The sequence below is a fragment of the Dyella sp. PARNA 12/25 genome, assembly GCF_055702865.1.
This window is the reverse complement of sequence record NZ_JBVQCI010000002.1, coordinates 548,748-566,550: the sequence shown is the minus strand read 5'-3', so window position 1 is coordinate 566,550 and position 17,803 is coordinate 548,748. Positions and strand designations below refer to the sequence as shown.

Here is a 17,803-nt window from a genome sequence, read left to right as displayed (position 1 = left end):
CCGCTCTCATTCGCCGCAGCTGTCCGGCACCCATACCGCCTTGCTGGTCACCTTTTCGGTCCTGAGCTTGCCTTTGAGCTTGGGCAGTTTCGGCTCGGGGATGGATTCTTCATGGCGCGGCACCTGTTCGAGCAGGTGCCGGATCAGGTTGATGCGGCCGCGCTTCTGGTCATTGAAGTCGACCACGAACCACGGCGCACTGGGGCGGTGGGTGCGTTCGATCATGACGTCACGCAACTCGCCGATCTCGGCGTACTTCTCACGGGAGGCGAGGTCGTTAGGTGACAGTTTCCAGCGTTTCAGAGGGTTTTTCGCGCGTTCGGCGAAGCGCTCTTCCTGCGCTTCCTGGTCCACTGCCAGCCAGTACTTGATCAGGATGATGCCGTCGTCCGTCAGCAATTTTTCAAAGGCCGGCACAGCACTCATGAAGGCCTTGTACTGCGACTTGGTGCAGAAACCCATGGCCGGCTCGATCACTGCGCGGTTGTACCAGCTGCGGTCGAACAGCACGATTTCGCCAGCGCTGGGCAGATGTTCCACGTAACGCTGAAAGTACCACTGGGTGGCTTCGGTTTCGTTGGGTTTAGGCAGCGAGGCGATGCGATAGCCGCGCGTATCCATCGACTGCGTAATGGCCTTGATGGTCCCGCCTTTGCCCGCCGCGTCACGGCCCTCGAACACCACCACCAGCCGATGGCCGCTGTGCTGCAGCCATCGGTGCAACTCGGCTAGCTCAATCTGCAGCTCTTCCATCAAGCGACGGTAGCTTTTGTCCTTCTTGGCCATGAGCGTGTCTCCCTGAGAGCCAGAAGTGAGTGGAGAGAAGTGAGGAGTGAGAGAAGAGCATCGTGCTCCTGCGCTGGGTTGCGCGACTTTCACTACTCACTTCTCGCTCCTGGTTTTAAAGATCCAGATCCACCGGGCTGCGACCAATGCGATAGCGCGCGCTTATGGCCTGCACGGCGCGACGGAAATCTTTGGCGAAACCCTTCATGTCGAACAGCGAACTTTGCGACCGTTGCTGCGAGAGATGCTGACGCAGCGTGACGAGCGCGTGGGGATCGTTGCCCAGTTGGGTTGCCATGGCGATAAACGCTTCCTCGTCTTCGCAGGCGAGCTCCGGCAGACCTACCTGCAACAGCAGGCTGGTGGCTACGCGACCGGCGAAGGTGCGCCCGGTGCAGGTGAGCACCGGACAACCCGCCCACAGTGCATCGGATGCGGTGGTGTGCGCGTTGTAGGGCAGGGTGTCGAGGAACAGATCAGCGTGCTTGTAACGAGCCAGGTAGTCGGCATGGGGCAGTCGCGGCAGGAATACCAGCCGCTCCGGTTCAATGCCGGCAACGGTAGCTGCGGCGCGCAGACGATCATCGGCGCCGTCCGGCCCGCTGAGCAACCAGAGCACGCTGTCAGGCACTTGCTGCAACACCAGCATGAGGCGCGCAAACGCGGCCGGGTTGAGCTTGTAGCTGTTGTTGAAGCAGGCGAACACCGTGCCCTGTTCGGGCAGGCCGCATTCGGCTCGCGAGGGCGGCTCGGCGACTATGCGTGTGTTGTCGTTGGGTTGGTAACAACGCGGCAGGCGCAGCAACTTCTCGCTCACGGTGGCGCGCAGGCTGTCCGGTAGCACGGCCTTGTCGGCGACCAGGTAGTCGATCCAGGGCGCACCGGAGCTGCCTGGGTAGGCGAGCCAGTTCACCTGCACTGGAGCGGGACGCAGCGCGAACAATTCGGCGTTGTCATGGCCCGAGTACCCGTTGAGGTCGAACAGGATCTCGATGCCGGTGCCATGGATGCGCTCGGCCACATGGGCGTGATTGAGTGGCGATACGTCATGCAGCGTGGTCGCACTGGCCAGTCGCCGACGAATCGCGCCGCCGTCGTCCGGCGTGGTGGCAAACAGGTGCAGGTCCAGACCTTCGTCGTCTGCCAGTGCTTCGAGCATCGCCACCATCAACAAGCCGGTGGCGTGGTCGTTGAAGCCATCGGCGACAAAGCCGATGCGAATCGGCGTGTCCGGTGCGAGTTTGGGATAGGTGAACGCCTGTTGCTTGCGCAGCGGCGCGACCTGTTTGTCGATCGAGGCGGCAAAGGTACTGGCGCAACGAAGCTGCAGCGCCGCGTCAACGTCCTCTGCCAGCATCACGAAGGGGCTAGCGACCGCCGTGCCGTCGATCACGGCCTGTCGCAGGCGTGAGCTCAAGTCGTCGAGCTCGCGCCAATCGCAGAGGCGACGGCGCAGGAACGGCAGCTGGCTGAGCGCGCGGCCGTCGTTCGGGTTGAGCCTCAAAGTGCGCGCGTAGGCGTCGGCAGCGGCGGTAAGCTGGCCAGCTTCTTCGAGCGATTGGCCCGCTGCAAATGGGTACGCGGGGTTACGCGGGGAGAGCACCTCCGCCTGCAACCAGGCCTCGGTGGCCTGCTGGGCCTGCCCCTGCTTATGCAGGATGCGGCCACGCAATGCATGGGCTGCATCGAAGCGCGGGTGCAGCTGCAGCGCTTCCTCCATGTGCAGCTTGGCCTGGTCGACATGGCCAAGCTCCAGCTCCGCGGCGGCCAGGTTGAGTCGCAAGCCAGGGTGCGTGGGTGCGCCGTGCGTGGCCATGGCGTAGGACTCACGGGCATGCCCGTAGCGGGCTGCCGCCATCAGCGCATTGCCCAGCGTCAGCAACACGGCAGGGTGGCCTGGGGCCATGCGCAGGGCGGCACGAAGGCGCTCGATGGCGCCATCGGCATCGCCGCCGGCCAATTGGGCACTGCCCAGGTTGCACTGGACTTCGATGCTCTGCGGCGCTAGCTGGGCAGCCTGCTCCAACGCCTGGATGGCCTCGGCGTGTCGGGCAAGCTGCATCAGGGCGATGCCATGCAGTCGCGCCAGCTCGGCGTCGTCGGGGTAGTTTCCGCGGGCCAGGATGGCCGACTGTTCGGCTTCCTGGAATGCGCCACGTTCGATCTGGGCGACGATTTGTTGCGCCAGTGCCTGGGAGGAGGGGGTAAAGAGGTCAGTCATCCGCCCAAACTAGCGCAGGGCGGCGTGGCTGCCAATCCGGAGGAGGTCACTTAGCCTGCTGTCAGCGCCTTCAGCTCGTCGGCCTGGTTTTCGCGAGTGAGCGTATCGACCAGTTCGTCCAGGTCACCCTGCAGTACTTCCGGCAAGCGGTAGAGCGTGAGGTTGATACGGTGATCGGTGATGCGGCCCTGGGGAAAGTTGTAGGTGCGAATGCGCTGGCTGCGATCACCCGAGCCCACCTGCAGGCGGCGGGATTCGGCCTGCGCGGCGGCCTGCTTGCTGCGCTCATCGTCCAGCAGGCGAGCTTTCAACAGACTCAGCGCGCGGGCGCGGTTTTTGTGCTGGCTGCGCTCGTCCTGGCACTCCACCACGATGCCGGTGGGCAGATGGGTGATACGGATGGCCGAGTCGGTTTTATTGACGTGCTGCCCGCCCGCGCCCGAGGCGCGGAAGGTGTCGGTCTTCAGGTCGGACGGGTTGATCTCGATATCGTCGATCTCGTCCATTTCCGGCAGGATTGCCACCGTGGCCGCGGAGGTATGGATGCGCCCCTGCGACTCCGTTTCCGGTACGCGCTGCACGCGATGCGTGCCCGATTCGAACTTCAGGCGTGAATACGCGCCTTTGCCCGCGATGCGCGCCACGATTTCCTTGTAGCCGCCATGTTCACCGGCGTTCTCGCTGAGCACTTCCACATGCCAGCGGCGGCGTTCGGCGTAACGCGTGTACATGCGGAACAGGTCGCCAGCGAAGATCGCCGCCTCATCGCCACCGGTGCCGGCACGCACTTCGAGGAACAGGTTGGCCTCGTCACGCGGGTCTTTAGGTAACAGCAGGATCTGCAGCTCGTCGTCGAGCTCGGCCAGGCGTTGTTCCAGGCGACCGATGTCGTCCTGCGCCATGTCGCGCAATTCGGGATCGTCGAGCATGGCGCGCGTGTCACTCAGTTCGCGTTCGGCCTGATCGTGCTCATGGAGCGAAGCGGCTACTGGTTCGAGCTGCGCATATTCACGTGATAGCTCGCGAAAGCGGTTGTTGTCCGCGAGTACGTCGGGCTGTGCAAGCAGCAGGCCGATTTCTTCGTGACGTTCGGCGAGGGATTCGAGCTTGCGGCGAATGGAAGGCGTCATGGGGGAAGTGAGTTAAGAGGAGTGAGAAGTGAGAGAAGAGCGAAGTACCGCACAAGCATTCTCTCAGCTCACTAATCTTCACTCACTTCTGGCTTTTCAGTGATGCCGTACAGACGTCCCGCAGCGTGCAGCAGATCCATGTCGCCGCTGAGCGCGGCTTCGCGCAGACGGGCGCTGGGGTGGTGCAGCAGCTTGTTGGTCAACGTGTTGGCCAGGAAAGCCAGGGCCTCTTCCGGCGACTTGCCGCGCGCAATCATGGCGCGGGCCTTCTCCAGCACTTCGTCGCGATAGGCCTCGGCATGCAGACGTAGATCCACCGCCGGGTTGCGCAGCGTCAGTGCGCGACGCCAGGCCATGTAGCGCCCCACTTGCAAGTCGATGATGGCATCGGCTTCGCGTGCAGCGGCTTCGCGGGAGCGGCGGTTGTCGTCGATCACCTGGCGCAGGTCGTCGATGCCATAGAGGAAGACATCGTCGAGTTGGCCCACGGAGGGTTCGATGTCGCGTGGCACGGCAATGTCCACCATGAACATCGGCTTGCGACGACGCGCGACTACTGCCTTTTCCACCATGGTGTGCGTCACGATGGGCTGACGCGCCGCGGTGGAGCTGATGACAATGTCGGCTTCGGCCAGATGCTGCGGCAGGTCGTTGAGCGAAACCGCGTAGCCACCGTAGCGGCTCGCAAGTTCCTGTGCATTTTCCAGCGTGCGGTTGGCCACGATCAGTCGACGCACCTGCTTGTCGACCAGGTGACGCGCAGCGAGCTCGATGGTGTCACCGGCCCCGATCAGCAGCACGCAGGCCTGACGCAAGTCGGCAAACGCCTGCTCCGCCAGACGCACGGCGGTGAATGCCACCGACACAGTGTGCGCACCGATGCGAGTATCCGTGCGCACTCGCTTGGCCACAGCGAAGGTGTGTTGCAGAAGGCGCTCCATCGGTGCGCGCAGCGACTGGGCATCGCGGGCTTGCTGATACGCGTCTTTTACCTGCCCGAGAATCTGCGGCTCGCCCAGCACCATCGAGTCCAGCCCGGTGGCAACGCGGAACATGTGACGTACGGCAGCATCTTCGTCATGTCGGTAGAGGAACTCGTCCAGCTTGCCTGCAGTCAGTTGATGGTGACGGCGTAGCCATTCCTGGGGAACACCTTCGGCTCCTGCCGCAACACTCACATATAGTTCGGTACGGTTACAGGTAGAGAGGATCATGGCCTCTTCTACGCCGGGTTCACGGGTGAGCGCCAACAGCGCAGGGCCAGTGGCCTCTGTATCGAATGCCACTTGCTCGCGCAGGTTGATGGGCGCGGTGAGGTGATTGAGCCCTAAGGCGATCAGCGTCATGGTTCAGGGCTATTCGAAGCGGGAAACATCCGGCGGCGTAAACTAGGCTTTGGCGACGGCCGTTCCACATAGTAGCAACGGCTGTGACAGACGGATGAGCGGAGAATAGTGTGCTGAGCACGTGGTTCAAGTTCAAGCAACTGCGGCATTTTGCAGTGGGTGGCATGTCGGCACTGGTGCTGGCCGGCTGCGCCACCGTATCGGGAGGGGCGGGGCATCCGTCGGCAGCGTCCCGGCAACCGCTGGGGACGCTGGTGGTGGCTACCCCGGATGAGAACCATGACCTGATCGCTCAGTTACTTAGCGGCGAAATGGCGCTCACGCGCACGGATCTCAAGGCGTCATCGGCGGCGTACTCGCAGGCCATGATGCTGTCCAACGACCCCAAGGTGGCGGAGCAGGCCGCAGCCCTTGCCATCGCCGTTCGCGACACCGCTGGCGCCCAGGCGGCCATCGCCCGCTGGCAGGCATTGGGTGCCAAGCCCGCCGGGTTGGCTCAGGCCCGGGCTCAGTTGGCATTGAGCCAGGGCCATACCGCCGAGGCGCAGCGGCAGCTGGAATTGCTGGTGAGCACCGGTGACCCGGATGCATGGCGCCAATTTGGCCGGGTACTGGTGGGCAGCCGCGACGCCGCGCAGGCCTCGCAGCTGCTCGAGGCCGTGGCGACACCGCAGCGTCTGCCGGCCGATCCGCAAGCTTGGCTGGCCATGAGCGAGCTGGGCGACAAGCTGGGGCGGCACGCCTATGCCATGCAGATTGCGGAAGCTGCCGTGAAGCGTTTCGGCACGGCCGAGACCTACGCATGGCTGGGCCAGATGAAATTCCGCGACGGTGACAAGGTCGGTGCCAAGGCCTTGTTCGACAAGGCTTTGACCAAGGATCCGAAGGACACCCACCTGCGCCTGGCCTACGCCACCTTGCTGGGGCAGGGCGGTGACTACGCGGGTGCCGCTCGCCTGCTGGACAACGGGCCGCAAGACGCCGACACCTATGCGCTGAGGGCTGCATTGGCGGCGCAGACCAATGACACCAAGACCATCACCCGTCTGTACAACCAGTTGCAGCGATCGTCCGACCAGGTGCGTCAGAGCAGCGCCTATCTGCTCGGGCAGTTGGCAGAAATGCTGGATCGCAAGCAAGAAGCGCTGAAGTGGTACGACCAGGTGGCCGACGACGACGACCACGCGTTTGACGCCGATCTGCGCAGCGCCGTGCTGCTGCAGGGGCTGGGTCGTAGTGCCGAGGCACACGAGCAATTGGCCCAGATGCAGACTGACTACCTGGATCAGCCGGCCCTGCTGCGCCGCGCCTACGAGGTGGACGCCGAGCTGTACACGGATGAGCAGCAGTACGCGCAGGCCGAGCGCGCGCTTTCGCGCGCGCTGCAGGTAACGCCGGACGATCCGGGGCTGCTGTACAGCCGCGGCATGGTTTACGCCGAGGCGGGCATGATCGATCAGGCGGTCAACGACTTCCGTCACCTGCTGGAGATCAAGCCGGACGACACCGACGCCAGCAATGCGCTGGGTTACACGCTGGCCGACGCCAACCGTGATCTGCCCGAGGCGCAGCGCCTGATCGAATCCGCGCGCGCCGCTCGCCCCGACGACCCGGCTATCCAGGACTCCTGGGGGTGGCTGCAATACCGGCTTGGTCACCTGGACGTCGCTGAAACGACGCTCCGTGGCGCCTGGGCGGCGCATAAGGATGCCGATGTCGGCGTGCATCTCGGTGAAGTGCTGTGGAAGCAGGGTCGCCAGCAGGATGCGCGGCGCGTTTTTGATGAAGTGCGTAAGATCGACCCGCAGAGCACGAGCCTCCACAACACTCTCAAGCGCCTCAATCCATGAAGCTTTTCATTCGACTTTTCGCGGCAGCCTTGCCGCTGCTGCTAGCCGCGTGCGTCCACAAAGAGGCGGTAAAGCCGCAGCCGCACGCGGATTACGCCACGCTGCTCAATGAGCAACGCGCGCGTGAGCACCTGCTGGCCAAGACCGATCATTGGGTATTGCAAGGGAAAATCGGCGTATCCGGCACGGTGAATGGCAAGAGCGAAGGCGGCAGCGGCACGCTGACCTGGACCCAGAACGGCGAAAACTACGACTTCGTCGTGCGCGGCCCGGTGGGTAGCAAGAGCTTCAAGCTCAGCGTGACGCAAGACGGTGCCGTGCTCGAGGGGCTCGATGGCGGCCCTCTGCGTAGCCCCGATGCCGAATCACTGGTGGAGAAGGCCTTGGGCTGGCACGTGCCGCTGCGGAATCTCCGCGCCTGGGTGCTGGGCGTGCGTGCCGATAGCGGCCCGGCCGAGCTTAAGTTCGGTGACGATGGTTTGCCGGCCCTGCTGAACCAGGACGGCTGGAACGTGAACTATCCGGCCTGGAATACCACGCGTGAGCCGGCCGTGCCGTCCAAGGTGTTCGCCGAAAACCCGCCGTACAAGGTGAGGTTGTCGGTGGAGTCGTGGAACATCCAGTAAACCCTCGAACCTCGTCTCTCCTGTGGGAGCGCACCCAGTGCGCGACAAACCGGCGGAGCGGAAATCCTGACCTCTGCGGTCGCGCACAAAGTGCGCTCCTACAGGGGTCATAAGCCGGAATTCGACGAAGCATGACCTTCCACATCGAACGCGCCCGCCCCGATCAGGTCGATGCTCTTTGCGCCATCGAGCGTGCCGCGGTGGAGCTGTTTCGAGGCCATCGCGCATGGCCCTCCTATCGCCGCGTATCGGTGCCACCCGAAATTCTGCGCGAGGCGATGGCGCGTGGGCTGGTATGGGTGGCCGTGATCGGCTCCGGCGAGCCGGTGGGTTTCGTCTGGCTAGATGCCGAGGAGGGCGGTAATGCCGTTGGTGTGGCCGAGATGGACGTACTGCCATCCCATGGCCAGCGCGGCATCGGCGCGGCCCTGCTCGAGCATGCCTGCGGCTGGGCACGCATGGCTGGCTACCATCGGGTCGATCTGGGCACGCTGTCGGATGTGCCATGGAACGCCCCGTTCTATGCGAAACACGGCTTTGTGGTGGTTGACAAGAACCGCCCCGAATTTGCTTTCGCCCGCGAGCGTGACCGCGAAAACGGCTTTCCCGACGATTTGCGCGTGTTCATGACTCGCCCGCTGGCGCCGCCGGACCCGGCGGACTGGACGGTTTGGCCCGCGCCAGCCAAGGTCAACCTGTTCTTGCGTATCACTGGCCGGCGAGCCGATGGCTACCACGAGCTGCAAACGGTGTTCCGCCTGCTCGACTGGGGTGACGAAATTCGCCTGCGCGTGCGCCGGGATGGCGCGGTCCATCGCATGACCGACGTACCCGGCGTGCCGGCCGACAGCGACCTGGTGGTGCGCGCTGCGCGTCTGCTTCAGCCGCACGCGCCTGTGGGCGCTGGGGTCGACATCGAGGTGGAGAAGCGCATCCCGATGGGCGGGGGCCTGGGTGGCGGCAGCTCGGATGCGGCCACCGTGCTGGTGGCGCTGAACGGCCTGTGGGGTGCGGGTCTGAACGAGGATGCGTTAGCCGAACTGGGGCGCCAACTGGGTGCGGACGTGCCCGTTTTCGTGCGGGGACGCTCGGCCTGGGCCGAAGGCATCGGCGAAAAACTCACGCCGCTGGCCTTGCCAGAGCGTTGGTATGTGGTGCTTGACTCCCACGAACACGTGCCGACCGGGGCACTTTTTCAAGCGCCTGAATTGACACGAAATGCTCCGGCAGCGACAATTTCATCCTTTGCTTCGGGCGAAACGGTCGAGAACGCGTTCGCGCCCGTAGTCCGCGCGCGACATCCGCGTGTGGCTGCGGCGATGGACTGGCTCGACGGCTTCGGCCGGGCAAGGCTTTCCGGCAGCGGTGCGTGTGTGTTCCTGGAGACGGACTCTCCGGAACGCGCCGAGGCCATTGCGGAGCGCTGTCCCGCCAGGTTCACGGCCCATGTGGCCAGGGGCGAGGATGTCTCTCCGCTACATGTCGCCCTGGCGCGCCATCGCGGCGTTGGTGGGAACGGCAGGTAGGAAAAACCAGGTATTACTGGGGCGTCGCCAAGCTGGTTAAGGCACAGGATTTTGATTCCTGCATGCGAAGGTTCGAATCCTTCCGCCCCAGCCATTCCACACATGGCTCATCAGGTTTAAAAAATGACTGTCGACACGTCCGGCCCGATGCTCTTCACCGGTAATGCCCATCGTGCGCTTGCTGAGGATGTCGCTCAGCGTCTTGGCGTCCCTCTGGGCAAGGCCCTCGTCAGTCGATTCAGCGATGGCGAGACCCAGGTGGAAATCGAGGAGAACGTCCGCAATCAGGACGTGTTCGTGCTGCAGCCGACCGGCGCGCCGAGCGCGGAGAACCTGTTTGAGCTGCTGGTGCTGGTGGACGCGCTCAAGCGCGCTTCGGCGGCCTCGGTCACCGCGGTGATGCCGTACTTTGGGTATGCCCGCCAGGATCGTCGTCCGCGTTCGGCCCGCGTGCCGATCACGGCGAAGCTGGCGGCCAAGCTGATCGGCACCGCCGGAGTGGATCGCGTGCTCACGGTGGACCTGCACGCGGACCAGATTCAGGGTTTCTTCGACATCCCGGTGGACAACGTCTATGCCTCGCCGGTGCTGCTGGCAGACATCTGGCGCAACCACAGCATGGACGACCTGATCGTGGTCAGCCCGGACGTCGGTGGCGTGGTGCGTGCCCGTGCGATGGCCAAGCGCCTCGACGATGCGGACCTGGCGATCATCGACAAGCGCCGCCCGAAGGCGAACGTCGCCACGGTGATGAACATCATCGGCGAGGTGGACGGCAAGACCTGCGTGCTGGTCGATGACATCGTGGATACCGCCGGCACCCTGTGCGCGGCTGCTGCAGCCCTGAAAGAGCGCGGCGCCCGCAAGGTGGTGGCGTACTGCGTGCACCCGGTGTTGTCGGGCGCGGCGCTGAAGAACATCGAAGGCTCCCAGCTCGACCAGCTGGTGGTCACCAATACCCTGCCGCTGCGTCCCGAAGTGGCCGCGTGCAGCAAGATCCGTCAGCTCTCGGTCGCCGAGCTGCTGGCGGAGACGATCCGCCGCATCGCCTTTGGCGAGTCGGTGAGCTCGCTCTACATCGACTGAGTTTTCCGCGGCGGGCGCAAGCCGGCCGCTGTTTCACGACTCCTCTGGTCGCGGGGGAGTCGCATGACCGCCGCGAGGCGGTTCACTACTGATAGGCAATACCAACATGGCTACGACTCATGAAATCAAGGCTTCGGCCCGTAATGACGAGGGGAAAGGTGCGAGCCGCCGCCTGCGTCATTCCGGCTTCGTGCCTGCTGTTGTCTACGGTGCCGGCCAGGCCCCGCAGAGCATTCAGATCGAACACAACACCATCCTTCTGTCGGCCAAGCACGAGTGGTTCTTCTCCTCGGTGCTCGACCTGAACGTCGACGGCAAGGTGCAGAAGGTGCTGGTGCGCGACTGGCAGAAGCATCCGTACAAGCTGCAGATGCTGCACATGGATTTCCAGCGCGTTGACGAGAACAAGGCGATCCACATCAACGTGCCGGTGCACTTCCTGAACCAGGAAAAGTCCGCCGCCGCCAAGACCTCGGGCGTGGTGATCTCGCACAACCTGACGGAAGTGGAAGTGTCCTGCCTGCCGAAGGATCTGCCGGAGTTCATCGAACTCGACCTGGCCGACCTGAAGCCGGGCGACATCGTCCACCTGTCGCAGCTCAAGCTGCCGAAGGGCGTGGAAATCGTCGCGCTGCACCTGGGTGCTGACCACGACATCGCCGTCGTCACTGCCAATGCGGTGAAGGAAGAGGCTGAAGAGGCTCCGGCCGCTGAAGGCGAGGCCGCTGCGCCGGCCGCCGAAGCTCCCAAGAAGTAAGTCGCTGCGGCCCGTGCTCCTTCGGGCACGGGCCGCCCCGATCTCATGGCGGGTCTTCGACTCATCGTCGGACTGGGCAATCCCGGTGCCGAATATCTCCGAACCCGGCACAACGCCGGGTTCTGGTTTGTTGACGCCTTGGCGTCAGGGCAAGGCGAGCGCTTCGGTTTCGACGGCAAGCTGCATGGCGAAACCTGCAAGGTTCGCATCGGCGGCCAGCCGGTGTGGCTGCTCAAGCCCTCCACCTTCATGAACAAGAGCGGCATCGCCGTAGTTTCGGCGCTGCGCTATTACAAGATCGAGCCCGACGAGTGCCTGGTGGCGCACGACGAGCTGGATCTCGACCCGGGCACCGTGCGCATGAAGCTCGACGGCGGCCACGGCGGCCAGAACGGTTTGCGCGACATCATTGCGCACCTTGGCCATGCCAAGTTTCATCGCATGCGCGTGGGCATTGGCCATCCAGGTCACAAGGATAAGGTCACGTCGTGGGTGCTGGGGCGCCCATCCGAGAAGGATGAGGACGCCATCATCGATGGCATCGCGCGCGCACTCGACGTGCTGCCGCTCGCGGTCGATGGCCAGTTCGACAAGGCCATGCAACAACTACATACCCCGGTGGCAGGCAAGAACGCGGCGAGCTGATTGCTCAATCGCCTTCACCTGTCGCCAGATCACAGCTTTGCGGAGTTCCCATGGGCATCAAATGCGGCATCGTCGGTCTGCCTAACGTCGGCAAGTCCACCCTGTTCAACGCGCTGACCAAGGCGGGTATCGCTGCGGCCAACTTCCCGTTCTGCACTATCGAGCCGAACGTGGGCGTGGTGCCGGTGCCGGACCTGCGCCTGAACGCGCTGTCAGATATCGTCAACCCGCAGAAGGTGATCCCGACCGCGGTTGAGTTCGTCGACATCGCCGGCCTGGTGGCTGGCGCGTCGAAGGGCGAAGGCCTGGGCAACAAGTTCCTCGCGCACATTCGTGAAGTCGATGCCATCACGCACGTGGTGCGCTGCTTCGAGCACACCGACATCATCCACGTGGCTGGCAAGGTCGATCCCATCGCCGATATCGAAACCATCGATACCGAGCTGGCACTGGCTGACCTCGATTCCGTCGAGAAGGCGCTCAACCGCGCCGAGCGTTCCGCCAAGGCGAACGACAAGGACGCCATCGCCAAGAAACCCGTGCTGCAGAAGCTCGCCGCCGGCCTCAACGAAGGCAAGTCCGCGCGCAGCCTCGGTCTGGATGACGATGAAAAGGCGCTCGTCCGCGACCTGTTCCTGCTCACGCTCAAGCCGCTGATGTACATCGCGAACGTGCGAGAAGACGGCTTCGAGAACAATCCGCACCTGGATGTTGTGCGTGCTCGGGCGGTTACCGAAGGCGCCGAAGTCGTGCCGGTGTGCGCCGCTATCGAGGAAGAACTCTCGCAGCTTGACGATGCGGACCGCGACGAATTCCTCAAGGACCTGGGCCTGGAAGAGCCGGGCCTGAACCGTGTGATCCGCGCCGGCTACAAGCTGCTCAACCTGCAGACCTACTTCACCGCCGGTGTGAAGGAAGTGCGCGCCTGGACGATCAAGCGCGGCTTCACCGCGCCGCAGGCTGCTGGCGTGATCCATACCGACTTCGAGCGCGGCTTTATCCGTGCCGAGACGGTGAGCTACGACGACTTCATCCAGTACAAGGGTGAAGCCGGTGCGGCGGCAGCGGGTCGCCTGCGCAAGGAAGGCAAGGATTACGTGGTGAAGGATGGCGACGTGTTGCACTTCCTGTTCAACGTTTGATCGGTCGTTGCCTCCCTGAAAAAGCCGCGCACTGCGCGGCTTTTTTTGTTGCTGTCCAGCGGCAACCAGATTTCCGGGAGTGATGCAGCTTGTCGCCGCCTCTGGCCGCGTGCTGTGATGCCGGCATGGGCGAGCTGCGACTTCGATTGGCACGCATGGACGATGCTCCCGCCATCTCCGTGTTGGCGCGTCGGGTGGTGCGCCGCTGGGTCCTGCCTGAGCAGCCTCCTGAGGCTGTCGCAGCCATAGAGGCGGGAATGGCCACGCCGGTCATTCGCGAGAGGCTCAGGGCGGGTGACCGGTTCCATCTCGCCTTCATGGATAGCGTGTTGGCGGGTGTCGCTGCCGTGCGCCATGACAGCCACGTGTTCCAGCTGTTCGTTGGAACGCGCCATCAGGGGCAGGGCATAGCGAGCAAGCTCTGGCGCCGCCTGCGTGACGACTGTGTGCGCCGCGCGGGCACACGGACATTCACCCTCAATGCGGCTCGTGGCGCCATACCCGTGTACCTGCATTTTGGGTTTGTCCATGACGGCCGCCCGATCAGAGGGCGCAGCAAGATCATCGCCACACCAATGATTTACAGGGTGGCGAGGCGTGGGTAATGCGCGTCACCCGTGTGCGGCCATGCGTCGCAGCGCATAATGAGGCCTTTCCCGCACCCCGGAGTCCTCGATCCATGCCCGGCAAGCAGCACGAAGTGAAGTTCCGTTTTCTGGCCCAGCCAACCGACGTCAACTTTGGTGGCAAGGTGCACGGCGGCATGGTGATGAAGTGGATCGATCAGGCGGGATACGCCTGTGCCGTGGCCTGGAGCGGGGCGTATTGCGTCACCGCTGCGGTGAGTGGCATCCAGTTTGTTGCACCCATCCTCATTGGTGATCTGGTCACGGTGCGGGCGCGCGTCATCCACACCGGTCGCTCGAGCATGCATATGGCGGTCGATGTGCTGGCTCGCGACTTGCGCAAGGACGAACAACATCTGGCTACCAGTTGCGTGATGGTGTTCGTGGCCTTGGATGCGCCGGATGGCAAGCCGACCGCCGTGCCCGTGTGGGAGCCGCGCGATGACAAGGAGCGCCTGCTGCAGGAGCAAGCGATGAAGTTGGTGAGCCTGTCCAAGGAGATGGAGCGCCTGGTCGACGCGCACGTCGCCGAGGGCATCTGACGCACGATCGCGCTGCAGTGAAAAAAATCGCGAAAAACCGTCAATTTTTCCGCTACAGGTGTTGACAGCTTCGAGGCTGATCCACACAATAGCCGTTCTTTGTTGGAGGGATACCCAAGCGGCCAACGGGGGCAGACTGTAAATCTGCTGGCTTACGCCTTCGGTGGTTCGAATCCACCTCCCTCCACCAGACGAGTTCCGCGCAGGGCGGGAGTAGTTCAATGGTAGAACATCAGTTTTCCAAACTGATTACGCGGGTTCGATTCCCGCCTTCCGCTCCATTGGCTCTCGTTAGTTGTTGCAGTGCTCATGTAGCTCAGTCGGTAGAGCACTTCCTTGGTAAGGAAGAGGTCGCTGGTTCGATTCCAGTCATGAGCACCATCTCACCGCGGTCTGCGGGTTTCACTCCATTTTTCATCATTTGACTCCATCGGGGTTTTAGGCGTATGGCAAAGGGTAAATTCGAACGCACCAAGCCGCACGTCAACGTCGGCACGATTGGTCACGTGGACCACGGCAAGACGACGCTGACGGCCGCACTGACGAAGGTTGGTGCCGAGCGCTTCGGTGGCGAATTCAAGGCGTATGACGCGATCGACGCGGCGCCGGAAGAAAAGGCACGTGGTATCACGATTTCGACCGCGCACGTCGAATACGAATCGCCGAACCGCCACTACGCCCACGTGGACTGCCCGGGCCACGCCGACTACGTGAAGAACATGATCACGGGTGCGGCGCAGATGGACGGCGCGATCCTGGTGTGCTCGGCCGCTGACGGCCCGATGCCGCAGACCCGCGAACACATCCTGCTGTCGCGTCAGGTCGGCGTGCCGTACATCGTCGTGTTCCTGAACAAGGCCGACATGGTGGACGACGCCGAGCTGCTCGAGCTGGTCGAGATGGAAGTGCGCGAACTGCTGTCCAAGTACGACTTCCCGGGCGACGACACCCCGATCATCAAGGGTTCGGCCAAGCTGGCGCTGGAAGGCGACCAGTCGGAAATCGGCGTGCCGGCGATCATCGCCCTCGTCGAGGCCCTGGATACCTACATTCCGGAGCCGCAGCGCGCGATTGACCAGCCGTTCCTGATGCCGGTGGAAGATGTGTTCTCGATCTCGGGCCGCGGCACCGTGGTGACCGGTCGTATCGAGCGCGGCATCATCAAGGTCGGTGACGAAGTCGAAGTGGTGGGCATTCGCCCGACCCAGAAGACCACCGTCACGGGCGTGGAAATGTTCCGCAAGCTGCTGGATCAGGGTCAGGCAGGCGACAACGCCGGTCTGCTGCTCCGCGGTCTGAAGCGCGACGACGTCGAGCGTGGTCAGGTGCTGGCGAAGCCGGGCACCATCACCCCGCACACCGACTTCGAAGCCGAAGTGTACGTGCTGTCGAAGGACGAAGGTGGTCGTCACACCCCGTTCTTCAAGGGCTACCGCCCGCAGTTCTACTTCCGCACGACCGACGTGACCGGTGCCATCGAACTGCCGGAAGGCGTCGAGATGGTGATGCCGGGTGACAACATCAAGATGAACGTCACCCTGATCCACCCGATCGCCATGGACCAGGGTCTGCGCTTCGCTATCCGCGAAGGCGGCCGTACCGTCGGCGCCGGTGTGGTGGCCAAGGTCATCAAGTAAGCTGTACACTGGGAAGTCGCCCGCTCTGCGGGCTGCAAGGATCCAGGGCGGGGTGGTTGACTACCTCGCCCTTGGTTAAGGTGCCCAAGGGCGCCACCTTGTGGCGGCAAGGCGAGCGACTTCACCTATTTTCTGAATACGCCAGTAGCTCAATTGGCAGAGCAGCGGTCTCCAAAACCGCAGGTTGGGGGTTCGAGTCCCTCCTGGCGTGCCATCTTCCCGAGGATCCACGACGGATGGTGGATGGCATACGGGCCGTAACCCGGTCGATGCCTCTCTCATCCGATCACGTCGCATGAATACGAAGGCAGAATCGACCAAGGGCACCACTGGTGCCGATATCGCCAAGCTGGTGCTGGCCGTGATCGTGCTGGCAGCCGGCATTTTTGCGTATTCGTGGTTTGGCAGCGACGGCTCGGTGCCGCAGTCGGTGCGCCTGTTGGGCGTGCTGGCCGCACTGATCATCTCGCTGGCCATCGGTGCCTTCACGGCACCGGGTCGCCGCGTGCGCAGTTTCCTTGGTGAATCGCAGTTTGAATTGCGCAAGGTGGTCTGGCCCACCCGCGACGAAACGCTCAAGACGACCGGCATCATCATGGTCGTTGTTATCGTGCTTTCGCTGCTGCTGGGCCTGATCGATCTGATCCTGAAGTCGGTCGTGCTCGACTGGCTGCTCAAGCTCGGTACGTGAGGTGATGGCATGAGCAAGCGTTGGTATGTGGTGCACGCCTATTCGGGCTTCGAAAACCAGGTGAAGCGTTCGCTCGATGAGCGAATCCGCCGCGCCGGTATGGAAGAGAGGTTCGGCGAAGTGTTGGTGCCGACCGAAGAAGTCATCGAAATGCGCAGCGGCCAGAAGCGCCGCAGCGAGCGCAAGTTCTTCCCGGGTTACGTTCTCGTGCAGATCGAGACGGACACCGAAGGCAAGGCGCCGCGCATTGATGACGAGTGCTGGCACTTGGTCAAGGAAACCCCGAAGGTCATGGGTTTCATCGGCGGTACGGCGGATCGCCCGCTGCCGATTCGTGACTCGGAGGCCGATGCCATCCTGAGTCGCGTCCGTGAAGGTGTCGAGAAGCCCAAGCCCAAGGTGCTGTTTGAGCCGGGCGAGATGGTTCGCGTCACCGACGGTCCGTTCAATGACTTCAACGGCGTGGTCGAAGAGGTCAACTACGAAAAGAGCCGCCTGCGCGTCGCGGTGCTCATTTTCGGTCGCTCGACCCCGGTTGAGCTGGAGTTTGGCCAGGTCGAGAAGGCCTGATCGGCTCCGTGGCAAGCCTCGGCATGGGGCTTGCTTAAAACTTGATCAGTCTCTATAGTATGCGGTTCACGCTGGGATTTTTGCCCCGGCGTGTCCGTGTTTCTGGGGTTCGCGGGATGGCGGGCCTTCCTCTTTCAGGGAACGACAACGTTGCGAGGAGCCGCAAGGCGCTTGAACTCGCGAGGAAAATTCAATGGCAAAGAAAGTAGTTGGTTACATCAAGCTGCAGGTCAAGGCCGGTCAGGCCAACCCGTCGCCGCCGGTGGGTCCGGCCCTCGGTCAGCGCGGCCTGAACATCATGGAATTCTGCAAGGCGTTCAATGCCGCCACGCAGAAGCTGGAGCCGGGCCTCCCGATCCCCGTGATCATCACGGCCTATTCGGACCGTAGCTTCACCTTTATCACCAAGACCCCGCCGGCCAGCGTCCTGATCAAGAAGGTCACGGGCGTCGCCAAGGGCTCGTCCAAGCCGAATACCGACAAGGTCGGCAAGATCACCCGCAAGCAGCTGGAAGACGTTGCGAAGCAGAAGGAGCCGGATCTCACGGCTGCTGATCTGGACGCCGCGGTGCGCACCATTGCCGGTAGCGCCCGCAGCATGGGTCTCGTGGTGGAGGGCTAA

At 63.3% G+C, this 17,803-nt stretch carries 17 protein-coding genes and 5 tRNA genes; 18 read left to right on the top strand and 4 right to left on the bottom strand.

All coding sequences use genetic code 11. From position 1 onward, the window contains the following. Nucleotides 1–6: 6 nt before the first annotated feature. The 4 genes from ppk2 to hemA form a co-directional block, all read right to left on the bottom strand. On the bottom strand, nucleotides 7–786 hold the full coding sequence (ppk2, locus tag AC0GUR_RS07295) for a polyphosphate kinase 2 (RefSeq protein ID WP_472876776.1): 780 nt from the start codon (nucleotides 784–786) through the stop codon (nucleotides 7–9). Between the two features lie 115 nt (nucleotides 787–901). Next, the gene (locus tag AC0GUR_RS07290; RefSeq protein ID WP_472876775.1) at nucleotides 902–3,007 is read right to left on the bottom strand and encodes an O-linked N-acetylglucosamine transferase, SPINDLY family protein; all 2,106 of its coding nucleotides are present in this window, start codon (nucleotides 3,005–3,007) and stop codon (nucleotides 902–904) included. A 50-nt stretch (nucleotides 3,008–3,057) separates the two neighbouring features. Then, nucleotides 3,058–4,137 carry a peptide chain release factor 1 gene (gene prfA / locus AC0GUR_RS07285; RefSeq protein ID WP_472876774.1) on the bottom strand — a complete coding sequence of 360 codons (1,080 nt, stop codon included), beginning with the start codon at nucleotides 4,135–4,137 and terminating at the stop codon, nucleotides 3,058–3,060. 71 nt (nucleotides 4,138–4,208) lie between these two features. Then, a complete protein-coding gene (gene hemA, locus AC0GUR_RS07280) occupies nucleotides 4,209–5,483 on the bottom strand; it encodes a glutamyl-tRNA reductase (protein ID WP_472876773.1) in 1,275 nt (424 codons plus the stop codon). A gap of 164 nt (nucleotides 5,484–5,647) precedes the next feature. Here hemA and AC0GUR_RS07275 point away from each other — a divergent pair, with 164 nt between their 5' ends. The 18 genes from AC0GUR_RS07275 (at nucleotide 5,648) to rplK (ending at nucleotide 17,803) form a co-directional block, all read left to right on the top strand. Next, nucleotides 5,648–7,333: a tetratricopeptide repeat protein gene (locus AC0GUR_RS07275; RefSeq protein ID WP_472876877.1), complete on the top strand. Its 1,686-nt coding sequence runs from the start codon at nucleotides 5,648–5,650 to the stop codon at nucleotides 7,331–7,333. Next, nucleotides 7,330–7,959, top strand: a complete 630-nt coding sequence (gene lolB, locus AC0GUR_RS07270; protein WP_472876772.1) for a lipoprotein insertase outer membrane protein LolB — start codon at nucleotides 7,330–7,332, stop codon at nucleotides 7,957–7,959. The genes AC0GUR_RS07275 and lolB overlap by 4 nt, the downstream gene beginning before the upstream one ends. A 131-nt stretch (nucleotides 7,960–8,090) precedes the next feature. Next, nucleotides 8,091–9,485: a 4-(cytidine 5'-diphospho)-2-C-methyl-D-erythritol kinase gene (ispE, locus tag AC0GUR_RS07265; RefSeq protein ID WP_472876771.1), complete on the top strand. Its 1,395-nt coding sequence runs from the start codon at nucleotides 8,091–8,093 to the stop codon at nucleotides 9,483–9,485. A 17-nt stretch (nucleotides 9,486–9,502) separates the two neighbouring features. Further along, nucleotides 9,503–9,579 (top strand) — tRNA-Gln (locus tag AC0GUR_RS07260). A gap of 53 nt (nucleotides 9,580–9,632) precedes the next feature. Beyond that, on the top strand, nucleotides 9,633–10,571 hold the full coding sequence (locus AC0GUR_RS07255; protein ID WP_472876876.1) for a ribose-phosphate diphosphokinase: 939 nt from the start codon (nucleotides 9,633–9,635) through the stop codon (nucleotides 10,569–10,571). A gap of 106 nt (nucleotides 10,572–10,677) precedes the next feature. Beyond that, nucleotides 10,678–11,328 (top strand): 50S ribosomal protein L25/general stress protein Ctc, encoded by a 651-nt coding sequence (locus AC0GUR_RS07250; protein ID WP_472876770.1) that lies wholly within the window; start codon nucleotides 10,678–10,680, stop codon nucleotides 11,326–11,328. A 45-nt stretch (nucleotides 11,329–11,373) separates the two neighbouring features. Further along, nucleotides 11,374–11,973, top strand: a complete 600-nt coding sequence (pth, locus tag AC0GUR_RS07245; protein ID WP_472876769.1) for an aminoacyl-tRNA hydrolase — start codon at nucleotides 11,374–11,376, stop codon at nucleotides 11,971–11,973. Nucleotides 11,974–12,023: 50 nt separating this feature from the next. Then, a complete protein-coding gene (gene ychF, locus AC0GUR_RS07240; RefSeq protein ID WP_472876768.1) occupies nucleotides 12,024–13,115 on the top strand; it encodes a redox-regulated ATPase YchF in 1,092 nt (363 codons plus the stop codon). An 89-nt stretch (nucleotides 13,116–13,204) separates the two neighbouring features. Further along, nucleotides 13,205–13,720 carry a GNAT family N-acetyltransferase gene (locus AC0GUR_RS07235; protein ID WP_472876767.1) on the top strand — a complete coding sequence of 172 codons (516 nt, stop codon included), beginning with the start codon at nucleotides 13,205–13,207 and terminating at the stop codon, nucleotides 13,718–13,720. A gap of 74 nt (nucleotides 13,721–13,794) precedes the next feature. After that, entirely contained in the window at nucleotides 13,795–14,283 is a 489-nt protein-coding gene (locus tag AC0GUR_RS07230; RefSeq protein ID WP_472876766.1) for an acyl-CoA thioesterase, read from the top strand. A gap of 104 nt (nucleotides 14,284–14,387) precedes the next feature. Beyond that, a tRNA-Tyr gene (locus AC0GUR_RS07225) sits at nucleotides 14,388–14,473 on the top strand. A 17-nt stretch (nucleotides 14,474–14,490) separates the two neighbouring features. Further along, nucleotides 14,491–14,564 (top strand) — tRNA-Gly (locus AC0GUR_RS07220). A gap of 24 nt (nucleotides 14,565–14,588) precedes the next feature. Next, nucleotides 14,589–14,664 (top strand) — tRNA-Thr (locus AC0GUR_RS07215). A 65-nt stretch (nucleotides 14,665–14,729) separates the two neighbouring features. Further along, nucleotides 14,730–15,920 (top strand): elongation factor Tu, encoded by a 1,191-nt coding sequence (gene tuf, locus AC0GUR_RS07210; RefSeq protein ID WP_472876758.1) that lies wholly within the window; start codon nucleotides 14,730–14,732, stop codon nucleotides 15,918–15,920. 138 nt (nucleotides 15,921–16,058) lie between these two features. After that, nucleotides 16,059–16,134, top strand: a tRNA-Trp gene (locus tag AC0GUR_RS07205). Nucleotides 16,135–16,215: 81 nt separating this feature from the next. Then, a complete protein-coding gene (gene secE / locus AC0GUR_RS07200; protein ID WP_472876765.1) occupies nucleotides 16,216–16,611 on the top strand; it encodes a preprotein translocase subunit SecE in 396 nt (131 codons plus the stop codon). A 9-nt stretch (nucleotides 16,612–16,620) separates the two neighbouring features. Continuing rightward, on the top strand, nucleotides 16,621–17,181 hold the full coding sequence (gene nusG, locus AC0GUR_RS07195; protein WP_102305030.1) for a transcription termination/antitermination protein NusG: 561 nt from the start codon (nucleotides 16,621–16,623) through the stop codon (nucleotides 17,179–17,181). 193 nt (nucleotides 17,182–17,374) lie between these two features. Next, complete coding sequence (rplK, locus tag AC0GUR_RS07190; RefSeq protein ID WP_472876764.1) at nucleotides 17,375–17,803, top strand: 50S ribosomal protein L11; 429 nt, start codon at nucleotides 17,375–17,377, stop codon at nucleotides 17,801–17,803.

What these genes read in the sequence shown, in the direction of transcription:
- ppk2 (WP_472876776.1), bottom strand. Translation starts at nt 786, where the DNA reads ATGGCCAAGAAGGACAAAAGCTACCGTCGCTTGATGGAAGAGCTGCAG.
- AC0GUR_RS07290 (WP_472876775.1), bottom strand. Translation starts at nt 3,007, where the DNA reads ATGACTGACCTCTTTACCCCCTCCTCCCAGGCACTGGCGCAACAAATC.
- prfA (WP_472876774.1), bottom strand. Translation starts at nt 4,137, where the DNA reads ATGACGCCTTCCATTCGCCGCAAGCTCGAATCCCTCGCCGAACGTCAC.
- hemA (WP_472876773.1), bottom strand. Translation starts at nt 5,483, where the DNA reads ATGACGCTGATCGCCTTAGGGCTCAATCACCTCACCGCGCCCATCAAC.
- AC0GUR_RS07275 (WP_472876877.1), top strand. Translation starts at nt 5,648, where the DNA reads ATGTCGGCACTGGTGCTGGCCGGCTGCGCCACCGTATCGGGAGGGGCG.
- lolB (WP_472876772.1), top strand. Translation starts at nt 7,330, where the DNA reads ATGAAGCTTTTCATTCGACTTTTCGCGGCAGCCTTGCCGCTGCTGCTA.
- ispE (WP_472876771.1), top strand. Translation starts at nt 8,091, where the DNA reads ATGACCTTCCACATCGAACGCGCCCGCCCCGATCAGGTCGATGCTCTT.
- AC0GUR_RS07255 (WP_472876876.1), top strand. Translation starts at nt 9,633, where the DNA reads ATGCTCTTCACCGGTAATGCCCATCGTGCGCTTGCTGAGGATGTCGCT.
- AC0GUR_RS07250 (WP_472876770.1), top strand. Translation starts at nt 10,678, where the DNA reads ATGGCTACGACTCATGAAATCAAGGCTTCGGCCCGTAATGACGAGGGG.
- pth (WP_472876769.1), top strand. Translation starts at nt 11,374, where the DNA reads ATGGCGGGTCTTCGACTCATCGTCGGACTGGGCAATCCCGGTGCCGAA.
- ychF (WP_472876768.1), top strand. Translation starts at nt 12,024, where the DNA reads ATGGGCATCAAATGCGGCATCGTCGGTCTGCCTAACGTCGGCAAGTCC.
- AC0GUR_RS07230 (WP_472876766.1), top strand. Translation starts at nt 13,795, where the DNA reads ATGCCCGGCAAGCAGCACGAAGTGAAGTTCCGTTTTCTGGCCCAGCCA.
- tuf (WP_472876758.1), top strand. Translation starts at nt 14,730, where the DNA reads ATGGCAAAGGGTAAATTCGAACGCACCAAGCCGCACGTCAACGTCGGC.
- secE (WP_472876765.1), top strand. Translation starts at nt 16,216, where the DNA reads ATGAATACGAAGGCAGAATCGACCAAGGGCACCACTGGTGCCGATATC.
- nusG (WP_102305030.1), top strand. Translation starts at nt 16,621, where the DNA reads ATGAGCAAGCGTTGGTATGTGGTGCACGCCTATTCGGGCTTCGAAAAC.
- rplK (WP_472876764.1), top strand. Translation starts at nt 17,375, where the DNA reads ATGGCAAAGAAAGTAGTTGGTTACATCAAGCTGCAGGTCAAGGCCGGT.